This is a genomic window from Arenimonas sp. (genome assembly GCF_047602345.1).
In the GTDB taxonomy this organism is placed as follows: domain Bacteria; phylum Pseudomonadota; class Gammaproteobacteria; order Xanthomonadales; family Xanthomonadaceae; genus Arenimonas.
This window is the reverse complement of the sequence record NZ_JASGHN010000004.1, coordinates 237,784-255,931: the sequence shown is the minus strand read 5'-3', so window position 1 is coordinate 255,931 and position 18,148 is coordinate 237,784. Positions and strand designations below refer to the sequence as shown.

The 18,148-nt window shown below is 66.5% G+C and carries 16 protein-coding genes; 11 read left to right on the top strand and 5 right to left on the bottom strand.

Features of this window, described 5'->3' with window-relative positions:
• Window positions 1-76 precede the first annotated feature (76 nt).
• Window positions 77-1,021, top strand: a complete 945-nt coding sequence (gene oxyR / locus QM707_RS03220) for a DNA-binding transcriptional regulator OxyR (protein ID WP_415000432.1) — start codon at window positions 77-79, stop codon at window positions 1,019-1,021.
• A gap of 96 nt (window positions 1,022-1,117) precedes the next feature.
• Here oxyR and katG read toward each other — a convergent pair whose 3' ends face one another.
• Entirely contained in the window at window positions 1,118-3,325 is a 2,208-nt protein-coding gene (katG, locus tag QM707_RS03215) for a catalase/peroxidase HPI (protein WP_415000431.1), read from the bottom strand.
• 220 nt (window positions 3,326-3,545) lie between these two features.
• On the opposite strand from katG, the gene QM707_RS03210 reads away from it, so the two are divergent.
• On the top strand, window positions 3,546-3,965 hold the full coding sequence (locus QM707_RS03210; protein ID WP_415000430.1) for a rubrerythrin family protein: 420 nt from the start codon (window positions 3,546-3,548) through the stop codon (window positions 3,963-3,965).
• A 55-nt stretch (window positions 3,966-4,020) separates the two neighbouring features.
• Here QM707_RS03210 and QM707_RS03205 read toward each other — a convergent pair whose 3' ends face one another.
• Both QM707_RS03205 and QM707_RS03200 read right to left on the bottom strand, forming a co-directional pair.
• Window positions 4,021-4,686 (bottom strand): glutathione S-transferase family protein, encoded by a 666-nt coding sequence (locus QM707_RS03205; protein ID WP_415000429.1) that lies wholly within the window; start codon window positions 4,684-4,686, stop codon window positions 4,021-4,023.
• A gap of 40 nt (window positions 4,687-4,726) precedes the next feature.
• Complete coding sequence (locus tag QM707_RS03200; RefSeq protein WP_415000428.1) at window positions 4,727-6,904, bottom strand: GGDEF domain-containing protein; 2,178 nt, start codon at window positions 6,902-6,904, stop codon at window positions 4,727-4,729.
• Between the two features lie 105 nt (window positions 6,905-7,009).
• Here QM707_RS03200 and QM707_RS03195 point away from each other — a divergent pair, with 105 nt between their 5' ends.
• From QM707_RS03195 to QM707_RS03175, 5 genes are read left to right on the top strand one after another with little or no spacing between them, the layout of a single operon-like run.
• Window positions 7,010-8,761, top strand: a complete 1,752-nt coding sequence (locus QM707_RS03195) for a glutamine--tRNA ligase/YqeY domain fusion protein (RefSeq protein WP_415000427.1) — start codon at window positions 7,010-7,012, stop codon at window positions 8,759-8,761.
• A 2-nt stretch (window positions 8,762-8,763) separates the two neighbouring features.
• Entirely contained in the window at window positions 8,764-9,156 is a 393-nt protein-coding gene (locus QM707_RS03190; RefSeq protein WP_415000426.1) for a hypothetical protein, read from the top strand.
• The gene (locus tag QM707_RS03185; protein ID WP_415000425.1) at window positions 9,156-9,713 is read left to right on the top strand and encodes a nucleoside deaminase; all 558 of its coding nucleotides are present in this window, start codon (window positions 9,156-9,158) and stop codon (window positions 9,711-9,713) included. Before QM707_RS03190 ends, QM707_RS03185 begins: the two co-directional genes overlap by 1 nt.
• 18 nt (window positions 9,714-9,731) lie before the next feature.
• Entirely contained in the window at window positions 9,732-10,772 is a 1,041-nt protein-coding gene (gene rlmM / locus QM707_RS03180; RefSeq protein WP_415000424.1) for a 23S rRNA (cytidine(2498)-2'-O)-methyltransferase RlmM, read from the top strand.
• Window positions 10,773-10,774: 2 nt separating this feature from the next.
• Window positions 10,775-11,098 carry a hypothetical protein gene (locus QM707_RS03175; protein WP_415000423.1) on the top strand — a complete coding sequence of 108 codons (324 nt, stop codon included), beginning with the start codon at window positions 10,775-10,777 and terminating at the stop codon, window positions 11,096-11,098.
• Window positions 11,099-11,277: 179 nt separating this feature from the next.
• On the opposite strand, the gene QM707_RS03170 is transcribed toward QM707_RS03175, so the two are convergent.
• Both QM707_RS03170 and ubiH read right to left on the bottom strand, forming a co-directional pair.
• The gene (locus tag QM707_RS03170; protein ID WP_415000422.1) at window positions 11,278-12,459 is read right to left on the bottom strand and encodes an FAD-dependent oxidoreductase; all 1,182 of its coding nucleotides are present in this window, start codon (window positions 12,457-12,459) and stop codon (window positions 11,278-11,280) included.
• Complete coding sequence (ubiH, locus tag QM707_RS03165; RefSeq protein WP_415000421.1) at window positions 12,456-13,646, bottom strand: 2-octaprenyl-6-methoxyphenyl hydroxylase; 1,191 nt, start codon at window positions 13,644-13,646, stop codon at window positions 12,456-12,458. Before ubiH ends, QM707_RS03170 begins: the two co-directional genes overlap by 4 nt.
• A gap of 100 nt (window positions 13,647-13,746) precedes the next feature.
• Here ubiH and QM707_RS03160 point away from each other — a divergent pair, with 100 nt between their 5' ends.
• The 4 genes from QM707_RS03160 (at window position 13,747) to lptD (ending at window position 18,128) form a co-directional block, all read left to right on the top strand.
• A complete protein-coding gene (locus QM707_RS03160) occupies window positions 13,747-14,349 on the top strand; it encodes a hypothetical protein (protein ID WP_415000420.1) in 603 nt (200 codons plus the stop codon).
• A 20-nt stretch (window positions 14,350-14,369) separates the two neighbouring features.
• Entirely contained in the window at window positions 14,370-14,924 is a 555-nt protein-coding gene (locus QM707_RS03155; protein ID WP_415000419.1) for a cob(I)yrinic acid a,c-diamide adenosyltransferase, read from the top strand.
• A gap of 2 nt (window positions 14,925-14,926) precedes the next feature.
• Window positions 14,927-15,838 carry a histone deacetylase family protein gene (locus QM707_RS03150; protein WP_415000418.1) on the top strand — a complete coding sequence of 304 codons (912 nt, stop codon included), beginning with the start codon at window positions 14,927-14,929 and terminating at the stop codon, window positions 15,836-15,838.
• A gap of 76 nt (window positions 15,839-15,914) precedes the next feature.
• Window positions 15,915-18,128 (top strand): LPS assembly protein LptD, encoded by a 2,214-nt coding sequence (gene lptD / locus QM707_RS03145; RefSeq protein WP_415000417.1) that lies wholly within the window; start codon window positions 15,915-15,917, stop codon window positions 18,126-18,128.
• Window positions 18,129-18,148: the final 20 nt, after the last annotated feature.

The window sequence follows — 18,148 nt, the reverse complement described above, 5'->3', positions numbered from 1 at the left end:
CCTATTCTGGGGGCTGGGCTCCGATTTTCAAAGTGGATTGTTTTTATAACTTTGATAGTTTATAACTATCGTCGCCATGAACCTGCGCGACCTGCGTTACCTGATCGCCCTCGCCGACCAGCGGCATTTCGGCCGCGCCGCCGAGGCCTGCCACGTCAGCCAGCCGACGCTGTCCACGCAACTGAAGAAGCTGGAGGATGAGCTCGGCGTGCAGTTGATCGAACGTGCGCCGCGCCAGGTGATGCTGACGCCTGCGGGACGCGACATCCTCGAACGCGCGCGCCGCGTCATCGCCGAAGTGGAACAGATGCATGAGACCGCGCGACGCGCCGCCGACCCCGAGGCAGGCAGCGTCCGGCTGGGTCTGTTTCCGACATTGGGGCCTTATCTGCTGCCGCATGTGATTCCGAACATCCGCAGGAACTTCCCGCGACTCGAATTGCTGCTGGTGGAAGAGAAGACGGAAGTCGTGCTGCAGATGCTGCGCGAAGGCCGTCTCGATGCCGCCGTGCTCGCCCTGCCCCTGCACGAGGACGGGCTGGAGATGGAAACCCTGTTCGAAGAACCCTTCCTGCTTGCGCTTCCGAACAGCCACCCGCTGGCCAACCAACGCGAACTCAAGCTGGCCGAGCTGTCCGAGCAGCATCTGCTCCTGCTCGAGGACGGCCACTGCCTGCGCGAGCAGGCGCTTGAGGTGTGCCAGCTCGCTGGCGCGGGCGAGAAGGAAGGTTTCCGTGCGACCAGCCTGGAAACGCTGCGGCAGATGGTCGCGGCCGGCGTCGGCATCACGCTGCTGCCGATGCTCGCGGTCAAGCCGCCAGTGCCAGCATCCGACAACGTACGTCTGCTGCCGTTCCGCGATCCGGCGCCGACGCGCAAGCTCGCGCTCGTCTGGCGACGCAGTTCGGCGATGACGTCGTTCCTGCGCAAACTCGCGGAAGTGTTGCGCGACCTGCCTCCGGACTTGCTGCGAACGCCGCCTTCCGCGATCGCCGCGAAGGCAACGAAATCGCGTCGCTAGAAATCGTCGCCGACCGCGAGCAGGGCTTCGTCCGCCGGAAAGAAGAACCCCGGCCGAACCGCGAGGGCCCGGCCGGGGTTGTCCGATGCCTTTCGATCAACGCAGGTCGAAACGATCGAGGTTCATCACTTTCGCCCAGGCAGCGACGAAATCGTTGACGAACTCGGCCTGCGCATCGCTCGATCCGTAAGCCTCCGCGAGCGCGCGCAACTGCGCGTTCGAACCGAACACCAGATCGGATACCGTGCCGACCCACTTGCGCTTTCCGCTGGCGCGGTCGGTGCCTTCCAGGATGTCCTTGTTGGCCTCGGTGCGTTTCCACTTCGTGCGCATGTCGAGCAGGTTCACGAAGAAGTCGTTGCTCAGGGTGCCTGGCCGGTCTGTGAACACGCCGTGCTTCGTTCCGCCGACGTTCGCATCCAGCGCGCGCAAACCACCGATCAGCACGGTCATCTCGGGTGCGCTGAGGGTCAGCAGGTTCGCCCGATCGACGAGCATTTCGGCCTCGGAACCTTCGAAACCCTTGGCGACGTAGTTGCGGAAACCATCGACCTTCGGCTCCAGCGGTTCGAACGACGCGGCATCCGTCTGTTCCTGCGTCGCATCGGTACGACCCGGCGCGAACGGCACGGTCACGCTGAAACCACCTTTCTTCGCCGCGGCCTCGACCGCCGCATTGCCGGCGATGACGATCAGGTCGGCCAGCGACACCTTCTTGCCGCCGCCCGCCGACGCGTCGAAATCCTTCTTGATGCCTTCGAGCGCGCCCAGCACCTTCGCCAATTGCGCCGGCTGGTTCGCTTCCCAATCCTTCTGCGGCGCCAGGCGAATGCGCGCGCCGTTGGCGCCGCCGCGCTTGTCGCTGCCGCGGAAGCTAGATGCCGACGCCCAGGCCGTGGCGACCAGTTGCTGCGTCGTCAGTCCCGACGCGAGCACCTTGGCCTTGAGCGCTTCGACATCCTTGCCATCGACGAGAGGATGGTCGACCGCAGGCACCGGATCCTGCCAGATCAGGACTTCCTTCGGCACCAGTTTGCCGAGATAACGCACGCGCGGTCCCATGTCGCGATGGGTCAGCTTGAACCAGGCGCGCGCGAAGGCATCGGCGAATTCCTTCGGGTTGGCATGGTAGCGGCGCGAGATCTTTTCGTAGGCCGGATCGAAACGCAGCGCCAGGTCGGCGGTAGTCATCATCGGCTGGTGTTTCTTCGACGGGTCGTGCGCGTCCGGCACGTCGCGGCCGGCGCCATCCTTCGGCCGCCACTGGTGCGCGCCGGCCGGGCTCTTCGTGAGCTCCCATTCGAAACCGAACAAGGTGTCGAGATAACCCATGTCCCAGGTGATCGGCGTCTTCTTCCACGCACCTTCGATGCCGCTGGTGATGGTGTAGCCGGCCATGCCGGTTTCGTAGCCGCTGAGCCAGCCCAGACCCTGCAGTTCGATGTCGCTGCCTTCCGGATCCTTGCCGACATGTGCGGCGTCGCCCGCACCATGCGCCTTGCCGAAGGTGTGACCGCCGGCCACCAGCGCAACGGTCTCCTCGTCGTTCATCGCCATTCGCGCAAAGGTTTCGCGAATGTCGCGTGCGGAGGCCAGCGGATCCGGATTGCCGTCCGGTCCCTGCGGGTTCACGTAGATCAGGCCCATCTGCACGGCCGCGAGCGGATTGGCCAGCTCGCGATCGCCGGAATAGCGGCTCGCCGGTTTGTCGCTGGTCGACAGCCATTCCTGTTCGGGGCCCCAATAGATTTCCGAATTCGGTTCCCAGATGTCGGCGCGGCCGCCGCCGAAGCCGAACACCGGGCCGCCCATCGATTCGATCGCGACGTTGCCGGTGAGGATGAACAGGTCGGCCCACGACAGCTTGCGACCGTACTTGGCCTTGATCGGCCACAGCAGGCGACGTGCCTTGTCGAGATTGCCGTTGTCCGGCCAGCTGTTGAGCGGTGCGAAACGCTGGTCGCCGGTGCCGCCGCCGCCGCGTCCGTCGGAGACGCGATACGTGCCGGCGGCATGCCAGGCCATGCGGATGAAGAAGGGACCGTAGTGGCCGTAATCGGCCGGCCACCAGTCCTGCGAATCGGTCATCAGGGCATGCAGGTCGGCGACGACCGCATCGAGGTCCAGCGTCTTGAATTCTTCGGCGTAGTTGAACTTCTCGTTGTACGGATTCGACTGCGGCGAATGCTGGTGAAGGATCGCGAGGTTGAGCTGGTTCGGCCACCAGTCCGCATTGGTCCATGCGCCGGTAATGGCCTGACTGCGGGCACCGCCGGAAAACGGGCATTTGGCTTCGTTCGACATGGTTCTCTCCTCGATCGTGGCTATGCAGCGGAACCCGCAGCATGGCCCCTGCACAACCATAGATGAAATTGTTTGTACTTATCGTAGCGATAGGAAACGTGTATCGAACGAAGCCCTGGGCCCCGCCCGACGCTGGTCATTCGCGGGGAATTGCTCAACCATGTCCGCGTTCCCGGCGACATTGGGAACATCCAGCAATTCGCCGGGAGCGGAGGTTCCGATGTCGTTGAAGGGAAGCAGGACCGAAACCAACCTGAAAGCGGCGTTCGCCAGCGAATCGCAGGCCAACCGGCGCTATCTCTACTTCGCGCAAAAGGCCGACATCGACGGCCACGCGGGCATCGCCGCCGTCTTCCGCTCCACCGCCGAGAGCGAAACCAGCCACGCGCACGGCCATCTCGAATACCTGGAAAAGGTGGGCGACCCGGTGACCGGCCTGGTTTTCGGCGATACCGCCAGCAACCTCAGGACGGCGATCGCCAGCGAAACGCAGAAGTATTCGGACATGTACCCGGAGATGGCCCGGCAGGCGCGCGAAGAAGGCTTCGATGAAATCGCCGACTGGTTCGAGACCCTGGCCCGGACGCAGCGATCGAACGCGAACCGCCTGCTCAGGACGCTGGACGATCTCGCCGAATAAGCCGTCGGCAGACCTCAGCGGGGGCGACCGCTACGACCCATGGCGATTGCGCCGCTCAGGCGGCGATACCCGCGATACCGTCGGTCGGCGGCAGGCTCTCCAGCTCGGCGGCGGCCGCGAGCAACCATTCGCGCATCGCCGGCAGTGAATAGATGCTGTCGATGAACGCCGCCGCGTTGGCGTCGACGGGCACGCCGTAGGCGCGAAAGCGCACGCAGACCGGTGCATACATGGCATCGACGATGCCGAAGTCGCCGCAAAGGAATGCGCCCCCAGCGCCGAAGCGCGAGCGGAGGTCGGCCCAGATCGCCTGCACGCGGGCGATATCGCGTTCCGCGCTGGCGTCCCAGTGCGGCGCAGCCGGGCTGCGCCGGCAGTTCATCGGCAGTTGCGTACGCAGGGCGGCGAAACCGGAATGCATCTCGGCGACGGCGCAGCGCGCCGCGGCGCGGGCCCGACCGTCCTGCGGCCAGCCGCGATCGCCCAGCCAGCGCTCGTTGACGGTTTCGCAGATCGCCAGCGAATCCCAGATCACCTCGTCGCCGTCGCGCAGTACCGGCACCCGCGCGGTCGGCGAATAGTCGCCGATGCGGCGATGGAACTCCGGCGTATCCAGCGGAAGGCGAACCTCCTCGAACGCAAGACCGAACTGCCGCATCAGCAGCCAGGGCCGCAGCGACCAGGAGGAGTAGTTCTTGTTGCCGATCACCAGCGTGCGCACGTCCGTCTCCTTCCCGTCCTTCCCTGCCGTCCGCCGCGCCTCATTCCGCCGCCGAGACCGCCTGCACCTGGTTGCCGCCGTACTCGCGCGCCTTCGCCAGCGCCTGCAACGACCGCGTCAGGATGAACTGCGGCATGCGTTCGCCCTGCTTGTGCGGGCCGATGCCGATGCTGATGGTGAGGCCGCGGCCTATCGCGCGCATCTCCGGGCTGGAACGCACCGCGCCGCACATGCGCTCGGCCAGGGTGCGCGCGTCTTCGACGCTGCGGTTCGGCGCCAGCAGCATGAATTCGTCGTTGCCGAATCGCGCCAGCGAGTCGCCATAGCCGGCTTCTTCGCGCAGCAGCTGGGCCAACTGGCGCAGGCCATGCGATTGCGAAGCCGACGGCAACGACTGCAGGTTGTCCACGCCGACGCGAAGCACGCACATGGGTGCGTGGTTGTGGTTGGCGACCGCAAGCGCCTTCTGCAGTTGGGCTTCGAGCTTTTCGCGCCGATACACGCCCGTTTCGGGATCCGTTTCGCTGGCGCGCCGGGCAGCCATGGTCTCGCCGGCCTCTTCGGCGCCCGTGGTCGCCAGCGCGGCGAACTCGGCGCAAAGATGCAACTCCTCGTCCGTGTAGTTCACGCCCGCTTTGCGCTCCACCAACAGCGCGCCCCATCCTGGTTTTTCGATCGGCAGGGGAATCACCGCCAGCTGCACCGGCGGCAGCGGACCTTCCGGCCCGTCGAAATCCAGGCTCACCTGCTGCGGCGCGCGCAGCTTGCTGAGGTTCTTCAGCAAAGTGGCGCGTTGCACCAGCAGTTGTTCGTAACGCTCTTCGGCCGACTTGGGCTCGGCCAGCATGAAATCCTCGTTGTGGTAGTTCATCGCGACCACGGCCGAAGCGACCTGCGGCAACACCGGCTTCAGGCCTTCCAGCAGGCGCCGGTAGGCGATCCATTCCATGTCGTTTTCGGCCGCATTCTCCAGGCCCGACTGCAGGCTGCGCAGCAGTTGCTCGCGCGCCTGGGCGATCTTCTGCTGCACGCTGAGCTCGGGACCGGCGGCGCGCAACCGCGCATCGCGTTGCCGGCGCCACTCGCGCAACCAGGGCAACAACAGGAAACTGGCCAACAGCAGCATCTGCAGCAATTCGTAACCCCGCCGCACCATGAAGGTGGCCGGCATCCACTGGCGCATCGCGAACCAAAGGGCCAGCACCGCGGGGATCATGCCCGCCCAAACGAGAATGGGCCCCCAACGCCAGCTTCGCGGATCCAGGCTCAGGGCCAGCAGGCACAGCGTGGCCACCGACACCAGCGCGAACCAACTCAGCAACTGCAACTGACCGACATAGGCCGGAGGCGTGAATACGGCCGCCACGCCCAGCAATGCGAGGACGGCGCCCGACCAGTCGAGCACGGTGCCCAGGTGCGGCGCCGTACGGTCCTGCCCGGCGTATTGCCGTGTCGTCCACAGCAGCAGGCCCTGCGCCATCAGCAGGACGGCGCAAGGCAGTCCGGGACCCAGGTGCACACCGTCGAGCCGGAACTGGAAATGGCCGTTCGCCAGCAGTGCCGCCAGCAGGCAGAAGAAGCCGGCAAGGGCGATGGCGAATACGCGCGGCGCGCCTCGCCAGTGTCGCAGCAGCGCCAGCAACACGATCGCCAGCAGACCGCCGTACAAGACCCGGTAGTAGAAGCCGCTATGACTCTCGCGAGCAGACAACTGGTCGCGGGTCAGCCACTCCGGCTGCAGGTTCAGGTAGCCCAGACCCTGCGCTTCGAGGTAGAGCGTGGCACCGGAGCTCACGCCATCGGGCAAGGCGAATACATAGCCGTCCGGCCAACGCGGCTCGCCTTCGAGACGATGTTGGCCATCGACTTCGGCCAGCAATTGCACCTGGGGCGATGCCCGGTACAGGCGGAGGGCGTCGAAAGCCTGCCGATCGATACGCAGGAAACGCTTCTGGCCGTCGTCCGGCAATTGGGGCCGCAAGCGCAGCCAGGTCGATTGCCCCGGCAAGCCCCGAACGCTGGTCCCGCGCCGGATGACCGGAGTGAAACCGACCCTGGCGCGTCCGGTGACGATTTCCTCCAGCGGCGTACCCGCCGGGGCCGTCAGCACCGCGATCTCGACATCAGTGCCGTATTCGTCGACGCCCTGCGCCCGAGTCGCCGAACCCGGCGACCACATGGCCAAACAGAGCAGTAGCGCTGCCAGTTTCCGCATCATCCGCCTCGCTTCCCCCCGACCCCAGTGTGCCGCAATTCCCGTGAAGGGCAAGCCTGACCGCGGGTCCGCGCTAAACTAGCCGCTTTCCTTTCATCGCAGCGATCCATGAGCCACAGCCCCACCGACGCCGGTTCGACCGAAGCCGCCACCCCGGTCAAGCAGGACTTCATCCGGCAGATCGTCCGGGACGACCTCGCCAGCGGCAAGCACGCACGCATCAAGACGCGCTTCCCGCCGGAGCCGAACGGCTATCTCCATATCGGCCATTCGAAGGCGATCTGCCTGAACTTCGGCATCGGCCTGGAGTTCGATGGCCGGGTCAACCTGCGCTTCGACGATACCAACCCGGCGCGCGAGGATCCCGAATACGTCGAGGCGATCAAGGAAGACGTGCGCTGGCTCGGTTTCGAATGGGCCGAGCTGCGGCATGCCTCCGACTATTTCCTCGTGTTCTATCTCGCGGCCGAGAAGCTCGTGCGCGACGGCAAGGCCTTCGTCTGCGATCTCAGCCCCGAGCAGGTGCGCGAATACCGCGGCAGCCTGACCGAAGCCGGTCGCGAATCGCCGTTCCGCAACCGCAGCATCGAGGAGAACCTCGACCTGCTGCGCCGCATGCGCACCGGCGAGTTCCCGGATGGCGCCCGCACGCTGCGGGCGAAGATCGACATGGCCAGCGGCAACATCAACCTGCGCGATCCGGCTTTGTTCCGCATCAAGCATGTCGAGCACCAGAACACCGGCGCCGAATGGTGCATCTATCCGATGTACGACTATGCGCACGCGCTGTCGGACGCCATCGAAGGCATCACCCATTCGCTGTGCACGCTCGAATTCGAAGACCACCGCCCCTTGTACGACTGGGCCGTGGACAACGTCGACCTGCCGAACCACCCGGAACTGTGGTCGCACCTGCCCGAGCGCGGTTTCCCGACCGCACCGGCCAAGCCGCGCCAGATCGAGTTCTCGCGCCTGAACATCAACTACACGGTGATGAGCAAGCGCAAGCTGCTGGCCCTGGTCAACGAAGGCCTGGTCGCCGGCTGGGACGATCCGCGCATGCCCACCTTGCAGGGCATCCGCCGCCGCGGCTGCCCGCCGAAGGCGCTGCACCTGCTGGCCGATCGGGTCGGCATCAGCAAGCAGAACTCGCTGATCGACTTCTCGGTCTTCGAGGGCTGCATCCGCGAGACGATGGACGGCGATTGCGCACGCCGCATGGCGGTGATCGACCCGCTGAAGCTGGTGATCGAAAACCTGCCGGAAGCGCACGAGGAATCGCTCGTTTTCCCGAACCATCCGAAGAACGAAACCTTCGGTTCGCGCCGCGTACCGTTCTCGCGGGAGTTGTGGATCGAACGCGAGGATTTCATGGAAGTGCCGGCCAAGGGCTTCCATCGCCTCGTGCCGGAAGGCGAAGTGCGCCTGCGCGGCATCGGCATCGTCAAATGCACGGCCGTGATCAAGGATGGCGAGCGCGTGGTCGAGCTGCGCGGCACGCTCGACCCCGAATCCCGCGCCGGCCTGCCCGGCGCCGATCGCAAGATCAAGGGCACGATCCACTGGGTCAGCGCGAAACATGCCGTCGCCGCCGAAGTGCGCCTGTACGACCGGCTGTTCTCGGTGCCCGATCCGGACAAGGACGAAGCCGGCAAGACCTATCGCGACTACCTGAATCCGGATTCGGTGCGGGTGGTACGCGGTTTCGTCGAGCCGGAAGCGGCCGTCCTCGCGATCGAAAGCGGCGTGCAGTTCGAACGACTCGGCTATTTCTGCGCGGACCGCCGCGATCATCGGAACGATGCGCCGGTGTTCAACCGCACGGTGACCTTGCGCGATAGCTGGAACAAGGGCGCCTGAGCATGCCGGGCTCACGCACGATCGTTTCGTGGTTGCTCGCATTCGTCCTGCTGGCCGCCTGCGCGCGGCATGCCGATGCGCCGCCGGCGGCCGCGGTCGACACTGCACCGCCCGCGGTGCCTGTCGAGCCGGCGAAACCGGCCGCGCCCAGCGATGCGATCGGCGTGGCCTGCGAGAGCGACGCCGATTGCGCCGTGAAGGACGTCGGCAGTTGCTGCGGCTACTACCCGCGCTGCGTGAACAAGGACAGTGCGACGCATCCCGAGCAGGTGCAGGCGCAATGCGCCAAGGAAGGCCGCACCGGCGTCTGCGGCTTCGCCGAGGTGCGCGGCTGCCGCTGCGAAAACAACGAGTGCGTCAACGACACGGGAGGCGGCGTTCCGCCGGCGAACTGATGCTGTATGCGCAAATCCACCTTACGCTGCCGCCCTGGATACACGACGAGGTCGACGCGCAGCGCCTGTACCCAGACGACGATAGCCGTATCGCGCTGGCGATCGACCTGTCGCGCCGCAATGTCCTGCACCGCAGTGGCGGGCCTTTCGGCGCGGCGGTGTTCGACACGACCGGGCGCCTGCTCGGCGTCGGCGTCAACCGCGTCGTGCCCTCGCAGTGCTCAACGGCGCATGCCGAGGTGATGGCGCTGTCCACCAGCCAGCAACGCACGCAACGCTATCGCCTGAACGACGACGGCGGCCGCGTCACCCTGGCCACGTCCTCGCAGCCCTGCGCCATGTGCTACGGCGCGCTGATCTGGGGCGGCATCGACGAACTGCTGATCGGCGCGCGCAGCGACGACGTGCAGACGCTGGCTGGTTTCGACGAGGGCCCGCTGCCGGCCGACTGGACCGGCGAGCTGGAAAAGCGCGGGATATCCGTCCGCCGCGACCTGATGCGAGAAGCCGCGCGCGACGTACTGCGCAGCTATGGCGAGAGCGGCATTGTCTATTGACCTGCCGGCGGGTCGGGCGTGAACACCGGCCTGCTCTGCTATTGCCGCGCCGGTTTCGAACCCGAACTCGCGGGAGAACTGACCGACCGCGCCGCCGAAGCCGGACTCGGCGCCTACGCGCGCACCGAGCGTGGCTCCGGCCATGTATTGCTGCTTGGCGAGGACGCCGGCGCCATGTCGCGCGTCCTACCCTTCGCGTCGCTGATCTTCGCGCGACAGAAACTGCGCCTGTTGGCGGAACTTCCGGGGCTCGATCCCAAGGACCGCATCACGCCGCTGATGGAAGCGCTGGCGGGCGCCGGAAGGCATGGCGAACTGGTCGTGGAAACACCGGACACCGACGAAGCGAAACCGCTCGCCGGCCTCGCCCGCGCTTTCGGAAACGCCCTGCGCCCGGCCCTGCGCCAGCGCGGTTTCCTCAGCGCGCAGGACGATGCACGCTTGCCGCGCCTGCACGTCTGCCTGCTCGCCGGCGACCATCTGCTGGTTGCGCAGGGCGAAGCCAACGATTCTTCGCCCTGGCCGATGGGCGTGCCGCGGTTGCGCATGCTGCACGATGCGCCGAGTCGCTCGGCCCTGAAGCTGGACGAAGCGATCCTGACCCTGCTCGATGCGAAGGAACGCGAAAGCCTGTTGCGCGAGGGCATGTGGGCCGCCGATCTTGGCGCCGCACCGGGTGGCTGGAGCTGGATCCTGGCGCGTCGCCGGATCCGTGTCTACGCGATCGACAACGGGCCGTTGGCCGACACGGCGATGGCCACCGGCCTGATCGAGCACCACCGCGCCGACGGTTTCAGCTGGCAGCCGCCACGCATGTTGGACTGGATGGTCTGCGACATGGTCGAGCAACCACGGCGCGTCGCCGCGCGCATGGCCGAGTGGTTCGCCAACGGCTGGTGCCGGCGCGCGATCTTCAACCTGAAACTGCCGATGAAAAAACGCTGGCAGGAAACGCGTCTCTGCCTGGACCTGTTCGAGCAGCAGGCGGGCAGGCCGCTTACCATCCGCGCGCGCCAGCTCTACCATGATCGCGAGGAAATCACGGTTTACGCCGGCTGATCATGCGCATCGCCTTCGCCCTGATGATGTTCCTGGCTCCGGCACTGGCCGGCGCGCAGAGTCGCGACGCTTATTTCGGCGATGCCGATCTCGACCGCGACGGAAAGCTCTCGCTCGCCGAGTTCCAGGAATGGATGAGCTATGCCTTCCGACAGATGGATGCCAATCGCGACAACGTGCTGGCGCCGGAAGAGCAGCACGTGCCGAATGCGAAAACCTTGACGCTGGCGGAGCTCAATGCGCGCCAGGCGGAACAGTTCCGTCGCCAGGACAAGAACCGCGACGGCTTCCTGAGCCAACAGGAATTCCTGGCGCCGCCGGGCTGAGCGTTTGGCGATAGACCGATCGCTCGATGGCATCCGCCGGTCACGGTCAGCGCGCGGCGATCGCGACCATCGGAGACAGGATGTCGACGATGAGCCTACAGGGAAGTATTCACGGCGTGTCGCGAGCGTCGCGCACCGGCCATGACCGGTCCACAGACATCCGCCGAACAAACCCGACCCTATACTCCCGCCGCACGCTTCCATAGAAAACGCGTCAATGGCGGCAGTCGACCCGCGATACCGAGCGCATGCCCGCGCAGCAAGGTCGGCAACAGGGCGTCGTTGGAAAACACGCGATTGATCGCTTCGAAACCGTAGGCCGCCATCGCATTTTCGCTGTAGCGCGCCCGCGCCCAGCGCTGCATGCGATGCGGCGAGAACGGATCGATGCCGCGCTGCAGGGCTTCGCGCACGGAATCGTCCAACGCGGATACGTCACGCAGGCCGAGGTTGACGCCCTGGCCGGCCAAGGGATGCACGGCATGGGCGGCATCGCCGACCAAGGCCACGCGACCGAGCAACATGGTCTTCGCAAGTTGTCGCCGCAACGGAAACGCCGCGCGCGCCGAGACTTCCAGCACGTCGCCCAAGCGCGCATCGAAGGCGCGCGTGAGCTCGCGGCAGAAGCCATCGTCGGGCAGTGCCAGTACACGCTCGGCCTCGTCGTTCGACAAAGTCCAGACGATCGAACTGCGGCCATCGGCGCAGGGCAGGAAAGCCAGCGGGCCGGAAGGCAGGAAGCGTTGCCAGGCCGTCTGCTCGTGCGGCAATTCGGTGGATACGTAAGCGACGACGCCGCGCTGGCCGTAGTCGTGCGCATCGGATTCGATACCGAGCTGATCGCGCACGCGCGAAACCGCGCCGTCGGCGCCGAGGGCGAAGCGCGCGTGCAGACGGGCGCCTCCCTGCAATGCCAGCGACACGCCGGTCTCGTCCTGTTCCAGCGCCAGCAGTTTGTCGGGGCAATGGACTTCGATGCGCGCATCCGCGCGGACCCGCTGCCAGAGCCGATCCACCAGCAAACCATGCTCGACGATATGGCCCAAGGCCTCGCGCCCGACTGCATCGGCGTCGAACCGCAGTTCGCCGCCTCCAGCGGCATCCCAGACGCGCATGTTTCGATAAGGCTGCGTACGGGCGCCGCGAATGTCGTGCCACAACCGCAAACGCTCGAGCAAGGCGGACGAATCCGGAGCGAACGCATAGACGCGCAGATCCGGCGCATCGGCGCGCCAGGGCGCGGGCTCGTGCGCTTCCACGATCCCGACGCGCAAACCCGCCGCAGCGAGCGTGAGCGCGGTAGCGGCGCCAACCACGCCGGCGCCGATCACCACGACGTCGAGCCCGCTTCGCCGACTCACGCGCCACCTCGCGCCAGAGCCGGCACGTCGCCGCGATAGCCCATCGCACCGGCGACGACAGGCGAAGCGAGATCGGGAATATTCCCCAGCAAGCTCAACCCGATCGAGCGCAGCAAGCGCATCGCACCGCTGTCGTTCGCGCTCAGTCGCGCGAGTCCGTCGCTGAAGGCCAGGGTGCGCTCGCGATCCTCGCCGCGCTTCGCGACGTAGCGCGCCAACGCCGCTTCGCTGCCCGGGTCCTGTTTCTCGCTCAGGCACTCGGCCAAGGTCAGGGCATCGCGCAAACCGAGGTTGAATCCCTGCGCGCCGATCGGATGGATGGTTTGCGCTGCGTTACCCATCAGCACGGCACGCGGCGCCGTCAGGCGATCAGCCAATACGCGAACGATGGGGTAAGCGCTGCGTTTTCCGACGCGCACGACGCGGCCCGCGCGCCAACCGAAGCGTTGCTGCAGGTAATCGGCGAACCCGGCGTCGTCGAGCGCAAGGACACGCGCGGCATCTTCGCGCGCCACGCCGCAGATGCCGCCGTAGTGCGCGCCCATCGGCAGCATCGCCACCGGACCTTGCGAGGTGAAGCGCTCGTAGGCCGTGCCGTCGGGCGCACGCTCGCAGGCGACGCTGCAGACGACCAGCGTCTGGCCGTAGTCGTGCTCCTGCGTGCCGATCCCCAGGGCCTGGCGGGCGAAAGAGCGGGTGCCATCGGCCGCCACCAGCAGGCGCGAACGCAACGTGCCGACGCCTTCGATATCGACCTCGATCGCGTCATCCGTCGTTCGCAACGCGACCACGCGCGCCGGGCGGATCATGCGTGTGTCTCGCAATGCCGCCATGCGGGATTCCAGCGCGGTGCCCAATTCGCGCGCCAGCACCACGCCGCCGAATGCCTTACGACCGTAGTCGGCGGCGGCCAGTCTGACGGCGCCGAAATCGCCAGCGCGACTGACATGCAGACGGCGGATGGGGAACGGCGACGTAGCGAGGCCGGGCAAGACCTGCAAAGCCTGGAGTGCGCTCAGGCTGGCGGCGGCAAGCGCGAGCTTGCGCTCGTCGAAACCCGGTGGCGCCGCGCTGGCCGGGCTGGCCTCGATCAATGCGCATCGGTAGCCGCGTCCCTCCAGCGCGCAGGCCAGGCTGCTGCCGACCAGGCCAGCGCCCAGAATCAGGATGTCCAGGGTCTCGCTCATGCGCGAATGATACCGGGCCGCGAGGCATCGGACCCTGCCGACCCATGCGCGAACCCGGGATAGGTTCTAGAATGCGGGTCAAACCCCCGCGAGATCCGCAATGAACCTCAGCTCCCGCCAGCGCATCGGCATCTTCGTCCTGTTGGCCCTCGTGATGATGGCGACGCGCATCAATCACTTCTCCAACCTGCCGGACGCCTCCTGGGCGCTGTTCTTCCTCGGTGGTTTCTACCTCCGCGGCAGCGGGCGCTGGGCTTTCCCGGCCTTGATGCTGCTGGCCGTGGCGATCGACGCCTACGTGATCAGCGCCAGCGGCCTGAGTTTCTGGAACCACTACTGCGTCTCGATCGCTTACTGGTTCCTCGTCCCCGCCCACTTGGCGATGTGGTTCGGCGGCGATCTGCTGCGCCGGCGTTACCAGGGCCTGTCGCTGACCAGCGCCGGCTGGCTGCTGGCGACCGCCGTGCTAGCGATCGGCCTGTGCTACCTGATCTCGAACGGCAGCTTCTACTGGCTCAGCGACAGCGTGGCTTCGCGCAGTTTCGCCGGTTGGACGAAGAACCTCGGCGACTGGGTGCTGCCGTACTACTACACGAGCGGCATGTACCTGGGCCTGGCGACGGCGGTGCACGTGGGCGTCGCGCTCGTGGCACGCCACACGCGCCGTTCGGCCGTGACCGCGCAGCAGCCGGCGACGCGCTGAGAACCGCGCAGGCGGCGACGATGGGCAATCGCCTCTCGAAGATCTACACGCGCACCGGCGACGACGGCAGCACCGGCCTGGGCGATGGCAGCCGCGTCGCGAAAGACTCGGCCCGCGTCACCGCCTATGGCACCGTCGACGAGGCGAACTCGGCGATCGGCCTGGTGTTGGCCTGCGACATTCCCGCCGACGTGCGCGACGTGCTCGTTTCGGTGCAGCACCAGATGTTCGATCTCGGTGGCGAGCTGTGCATTCCCGGCCATGCCGCGATCTTCGACGCCGACATCGAACGCCTGGAGAGCCAGCTCGATGGCTTCAACGCCGATCTGCCTGCGCTGAAGGATTTCATCCTGCCTGGCGGCGGCATCGCCGCGTCGCACTGCCACCTGGCGCGCACGATCTGCCGGCGCGCCGAACGCGAGGCCGTGACGCTGTCGCACCACGACGCGGTGCGTCCGGAAGCGATCCGTTACCTCAACCGCCTTTCCGACCTGTTGTTCGTGATCGCCCGCGTGTTGGCGCGCGCCAGCGGACATGGCGAAACGCTCTGGAACCACGAACGCCGGAAAGCCTGAGCGTGCGCGTCTACACGCATCCTGCTTGCGTCGCACACGATCCGGGCCACGGCCATCCCGAGTGTCCGGCACGGCTTGAAGCCGTGATCCAGGCCTTGCGCGAACAAGCGTTTCCGTTGGACTGGCAGGAAGCGCCGGAAGCGTCGCGCGAGGCGCTCGCGCGCACTCACGCGCCCAGCCTGATCGCCACCGTTCTCGACACCCCCTTGCCCGAGGCGCTGCGCCTCGACCCCGACACCGTGCTTTCCCCCGCCTCGCCCGAGGCCGCCTTGCGCGCCGCCGGCGCCGGGGTCGCGGCCGTGGACTGGGCGATGGCCGCTCCTGGACGCCGGGCGTTTTGCGCCGTCCGTCCGCCTGGTCATCATGCGACCGGCGATACGGCGATGGGCTTCTGCCTGTTCAACAGCATCGCGGTGGCGGCTGCGCACGCGCTTGCCGCGCACGGACTGCAGCGCGTGGCCATCGTCGATTTCGACGTGCACCACGGCAACGGCACGCAGGACATCTACGCGAACGACGCGCGCGTGATGTACGTCAGCTCGCACCAGAGCCCGCTCTATCCGGGCACCGGCCGCAGCGACGAGCACGGCGTCGGCAACATCGAAAACCTCGAATTGCCACCGGGCAGCGGCAGCGGACCCTTCCGCGCGGCCTGGTCGGAGCGCCTGCTGCCGGCGCTGGACCGCCATTCCCCGCAACTGGTTCTGATCTCGGCCGGGTTCGACGCGCATCGGCTGGACCCTTTGGCCGATCTGAACCTGGAAGCGGCCGACTACGCCTGGCTTACGACCGAACTCGCGGCCCTGGCCGAACGGCATGCCCGGGGCCGCGTCGTTTCGATGCTCGAAGGCGGCTACAGCCTGACGGCGTTGCGCGACTGCACGGTGGCCCACGTCCGCGCCCTGGCGACCTGAGCCCCGGCGACCGAACGCCCCTGTCGCCGGGCCGGCTCGGCTAAAATGCCGGCTTTCGTCCCAGGGGTCCCGCCCGGTGCATCGAACCAGCCTGCGTCTGCTCCCCCTCTGCCTCGCCATCGCCGGTGCCGTGCGCGCCGAAGAAGCAGTGCCATCCGCGAACTGGCAGCTTTGCCGTAGCCCGGAAACCCTGCCGGTCTTCCGCACGGATCCGGCGCCCGAGGGCAATCGCGAACAGACGGCTAGCGACGTCAGCGCCGACACGATGAACCTGAAGGAAGCCGAGAAGACGGTCTTCGAAGGCAATGTCCGCCTCGTGCGCCTGGACCAGTGGCTGGCGACGGACAAGATCAGCTACGACCACAAGACCGAACAGTTCGTCACCGAAGGCCCGGTGCGTTACCAGGATCGTTCGCTGCGCCTGACGGCGGTGAAGGTCGAGGGCAACCAGTCGACGGACACGATGCGCCTGGAAAAGGTGCAGTACCAGTTCAACGGCCAGCTCGGCAACGGCACCGCCGAGCAAGTCCTGCTGCAAGGTGAAACCGGCAAGCTCACCGATGCCGTGTATTCGACCTGTCCGCCGGGCGAGCGGCAATGGCAGTTCTCCGCCAGCTCGATCAGCATCAATCGCGAAACCGCGACCGGCGTGGCGCGCAACGCCACGTTGAAGATCGGCAAGGTGCCGGTGCTCTGGCTGCCGGTCATCAGCTTTCCCACCGACGACAAACGTCGCAGCGGCGTGTTGGCGCCCACCATCGGTCGCGACGACCGCAACGGCCTCGACATCCGCCTGCCCGTCTACCTGAACCTCGCGCCGAACTACGATGCCACCCTGACCCCGCGCTGGCTGTCGAAACGCGGCCTGATGCTCGGCGGCGAGTTCCGATTCCTCGGCGAGCAATCCGAAGGCATCTTCGAAGGCACCTACCTGCCGAACGACGACCTGACCGGGCGCGACCGCAGCTACCTGAGCTTCGACTATACGAATCGCCTCAGCAGCCACTGGTCGGCGATCGCCAATCTGCGCAACGTCAGCGACGTCAATTATTTCAGCGACTTCGGCGATTCGATCAGCAACACCTCGATCTCGCTGCTCGGCAGCCAGGCCGGCTTGTTCGGTCGTGGCCGCTACTGGACCGCCAGCCTCACGGTCGAAAGCTGGCAAATCGCCAGCCCACTGCTGCCGCCTGGTAGCGAACCGTATCGCCGGCTGCCGCGCCTGCAGGCGCATGCGGAAAAGCCGCTGCTCCCGTGGCTCGAAGCCGGTCTGTACCTCGAAGCCGTCCGCTTCAGCCGCGAAGCGACCGATGGCGGGCGTCGCCTCGACATCGAACCCTACATCCGCCTGCCGTTCGGCGGGCAACCCTGGCACCTGACGCCGCAGCTGGCCTGGCGGTACACGGCCTATTCGATCGACGAGGGCCCGCTGGTCACCGGCAGCACCCGCACGCCGAGCCGCAGCCTGCCCATCTTCAGTCTCGACGCCGGCGCCTATTTCGAACGCGATACGAACTGGAGCGGCAAGTCCATCATCCAGACCCTGGAGCCGCGGCTCTTCTACCTGTACGCGCCGTATCGCAACCAGGACGACCTGCCCCTGTTCGATACCCGCGAACTGAGCTTCAGTTGGAATTCGCTGTTCCGCGACAACCGTTTCGGCGGCGCCGACCGACAGAGCGACGCCAACCAGCTGACCCTCGCACTGACCAGCCGTTTCCTGAACGCCGACAACGGCCGCGAACTGCTGAGCCTCAGCCTCGGTCGCATCACCTATTTCGATCCGCCGCGCGTGACCTTGCCCGGCGCCAGTCCGGTTTCCGACAACGGCAGCGACTGGGTCGCCCAGGCCAGCGTCGCGCTGAACGACCGCTGGGAACTGAGCCTGACCCAGCAATGGGATCCGGACCAGCAACGGACCAACCTGTCCTCGCTGCGCAGCCAGTACCGCTTCGGCAACGGCGGCGTCTTCAACGCGGCCTATCGCTATCGCCGGAACGAGCTGGAACAAACCGACCTGAGCGTGGTCATACCGGTCAGCGCCAGTTGGAGCCTGTACGGTCGCTGGAACTATTCGTTGCGGGACCGCCAGACCCTCGAAGCGCTCGCCGGCTTCGAATGGCGCAGTTGTTGCACCGCCGTCCGCTTGCTGGGCCGGCAATACGTACGCAGCTTCAACAGTCAGGAAAACATCGCGATCTACCTCGAGATCGAGCTGACCGGCCTCGGCAGCTTCGGTCGCGACACGAGGCGCCTGCTCGATGATGCTATTCTTGGCTATTCGCGTTGACTGGCCGCCCTCGGCCGCTG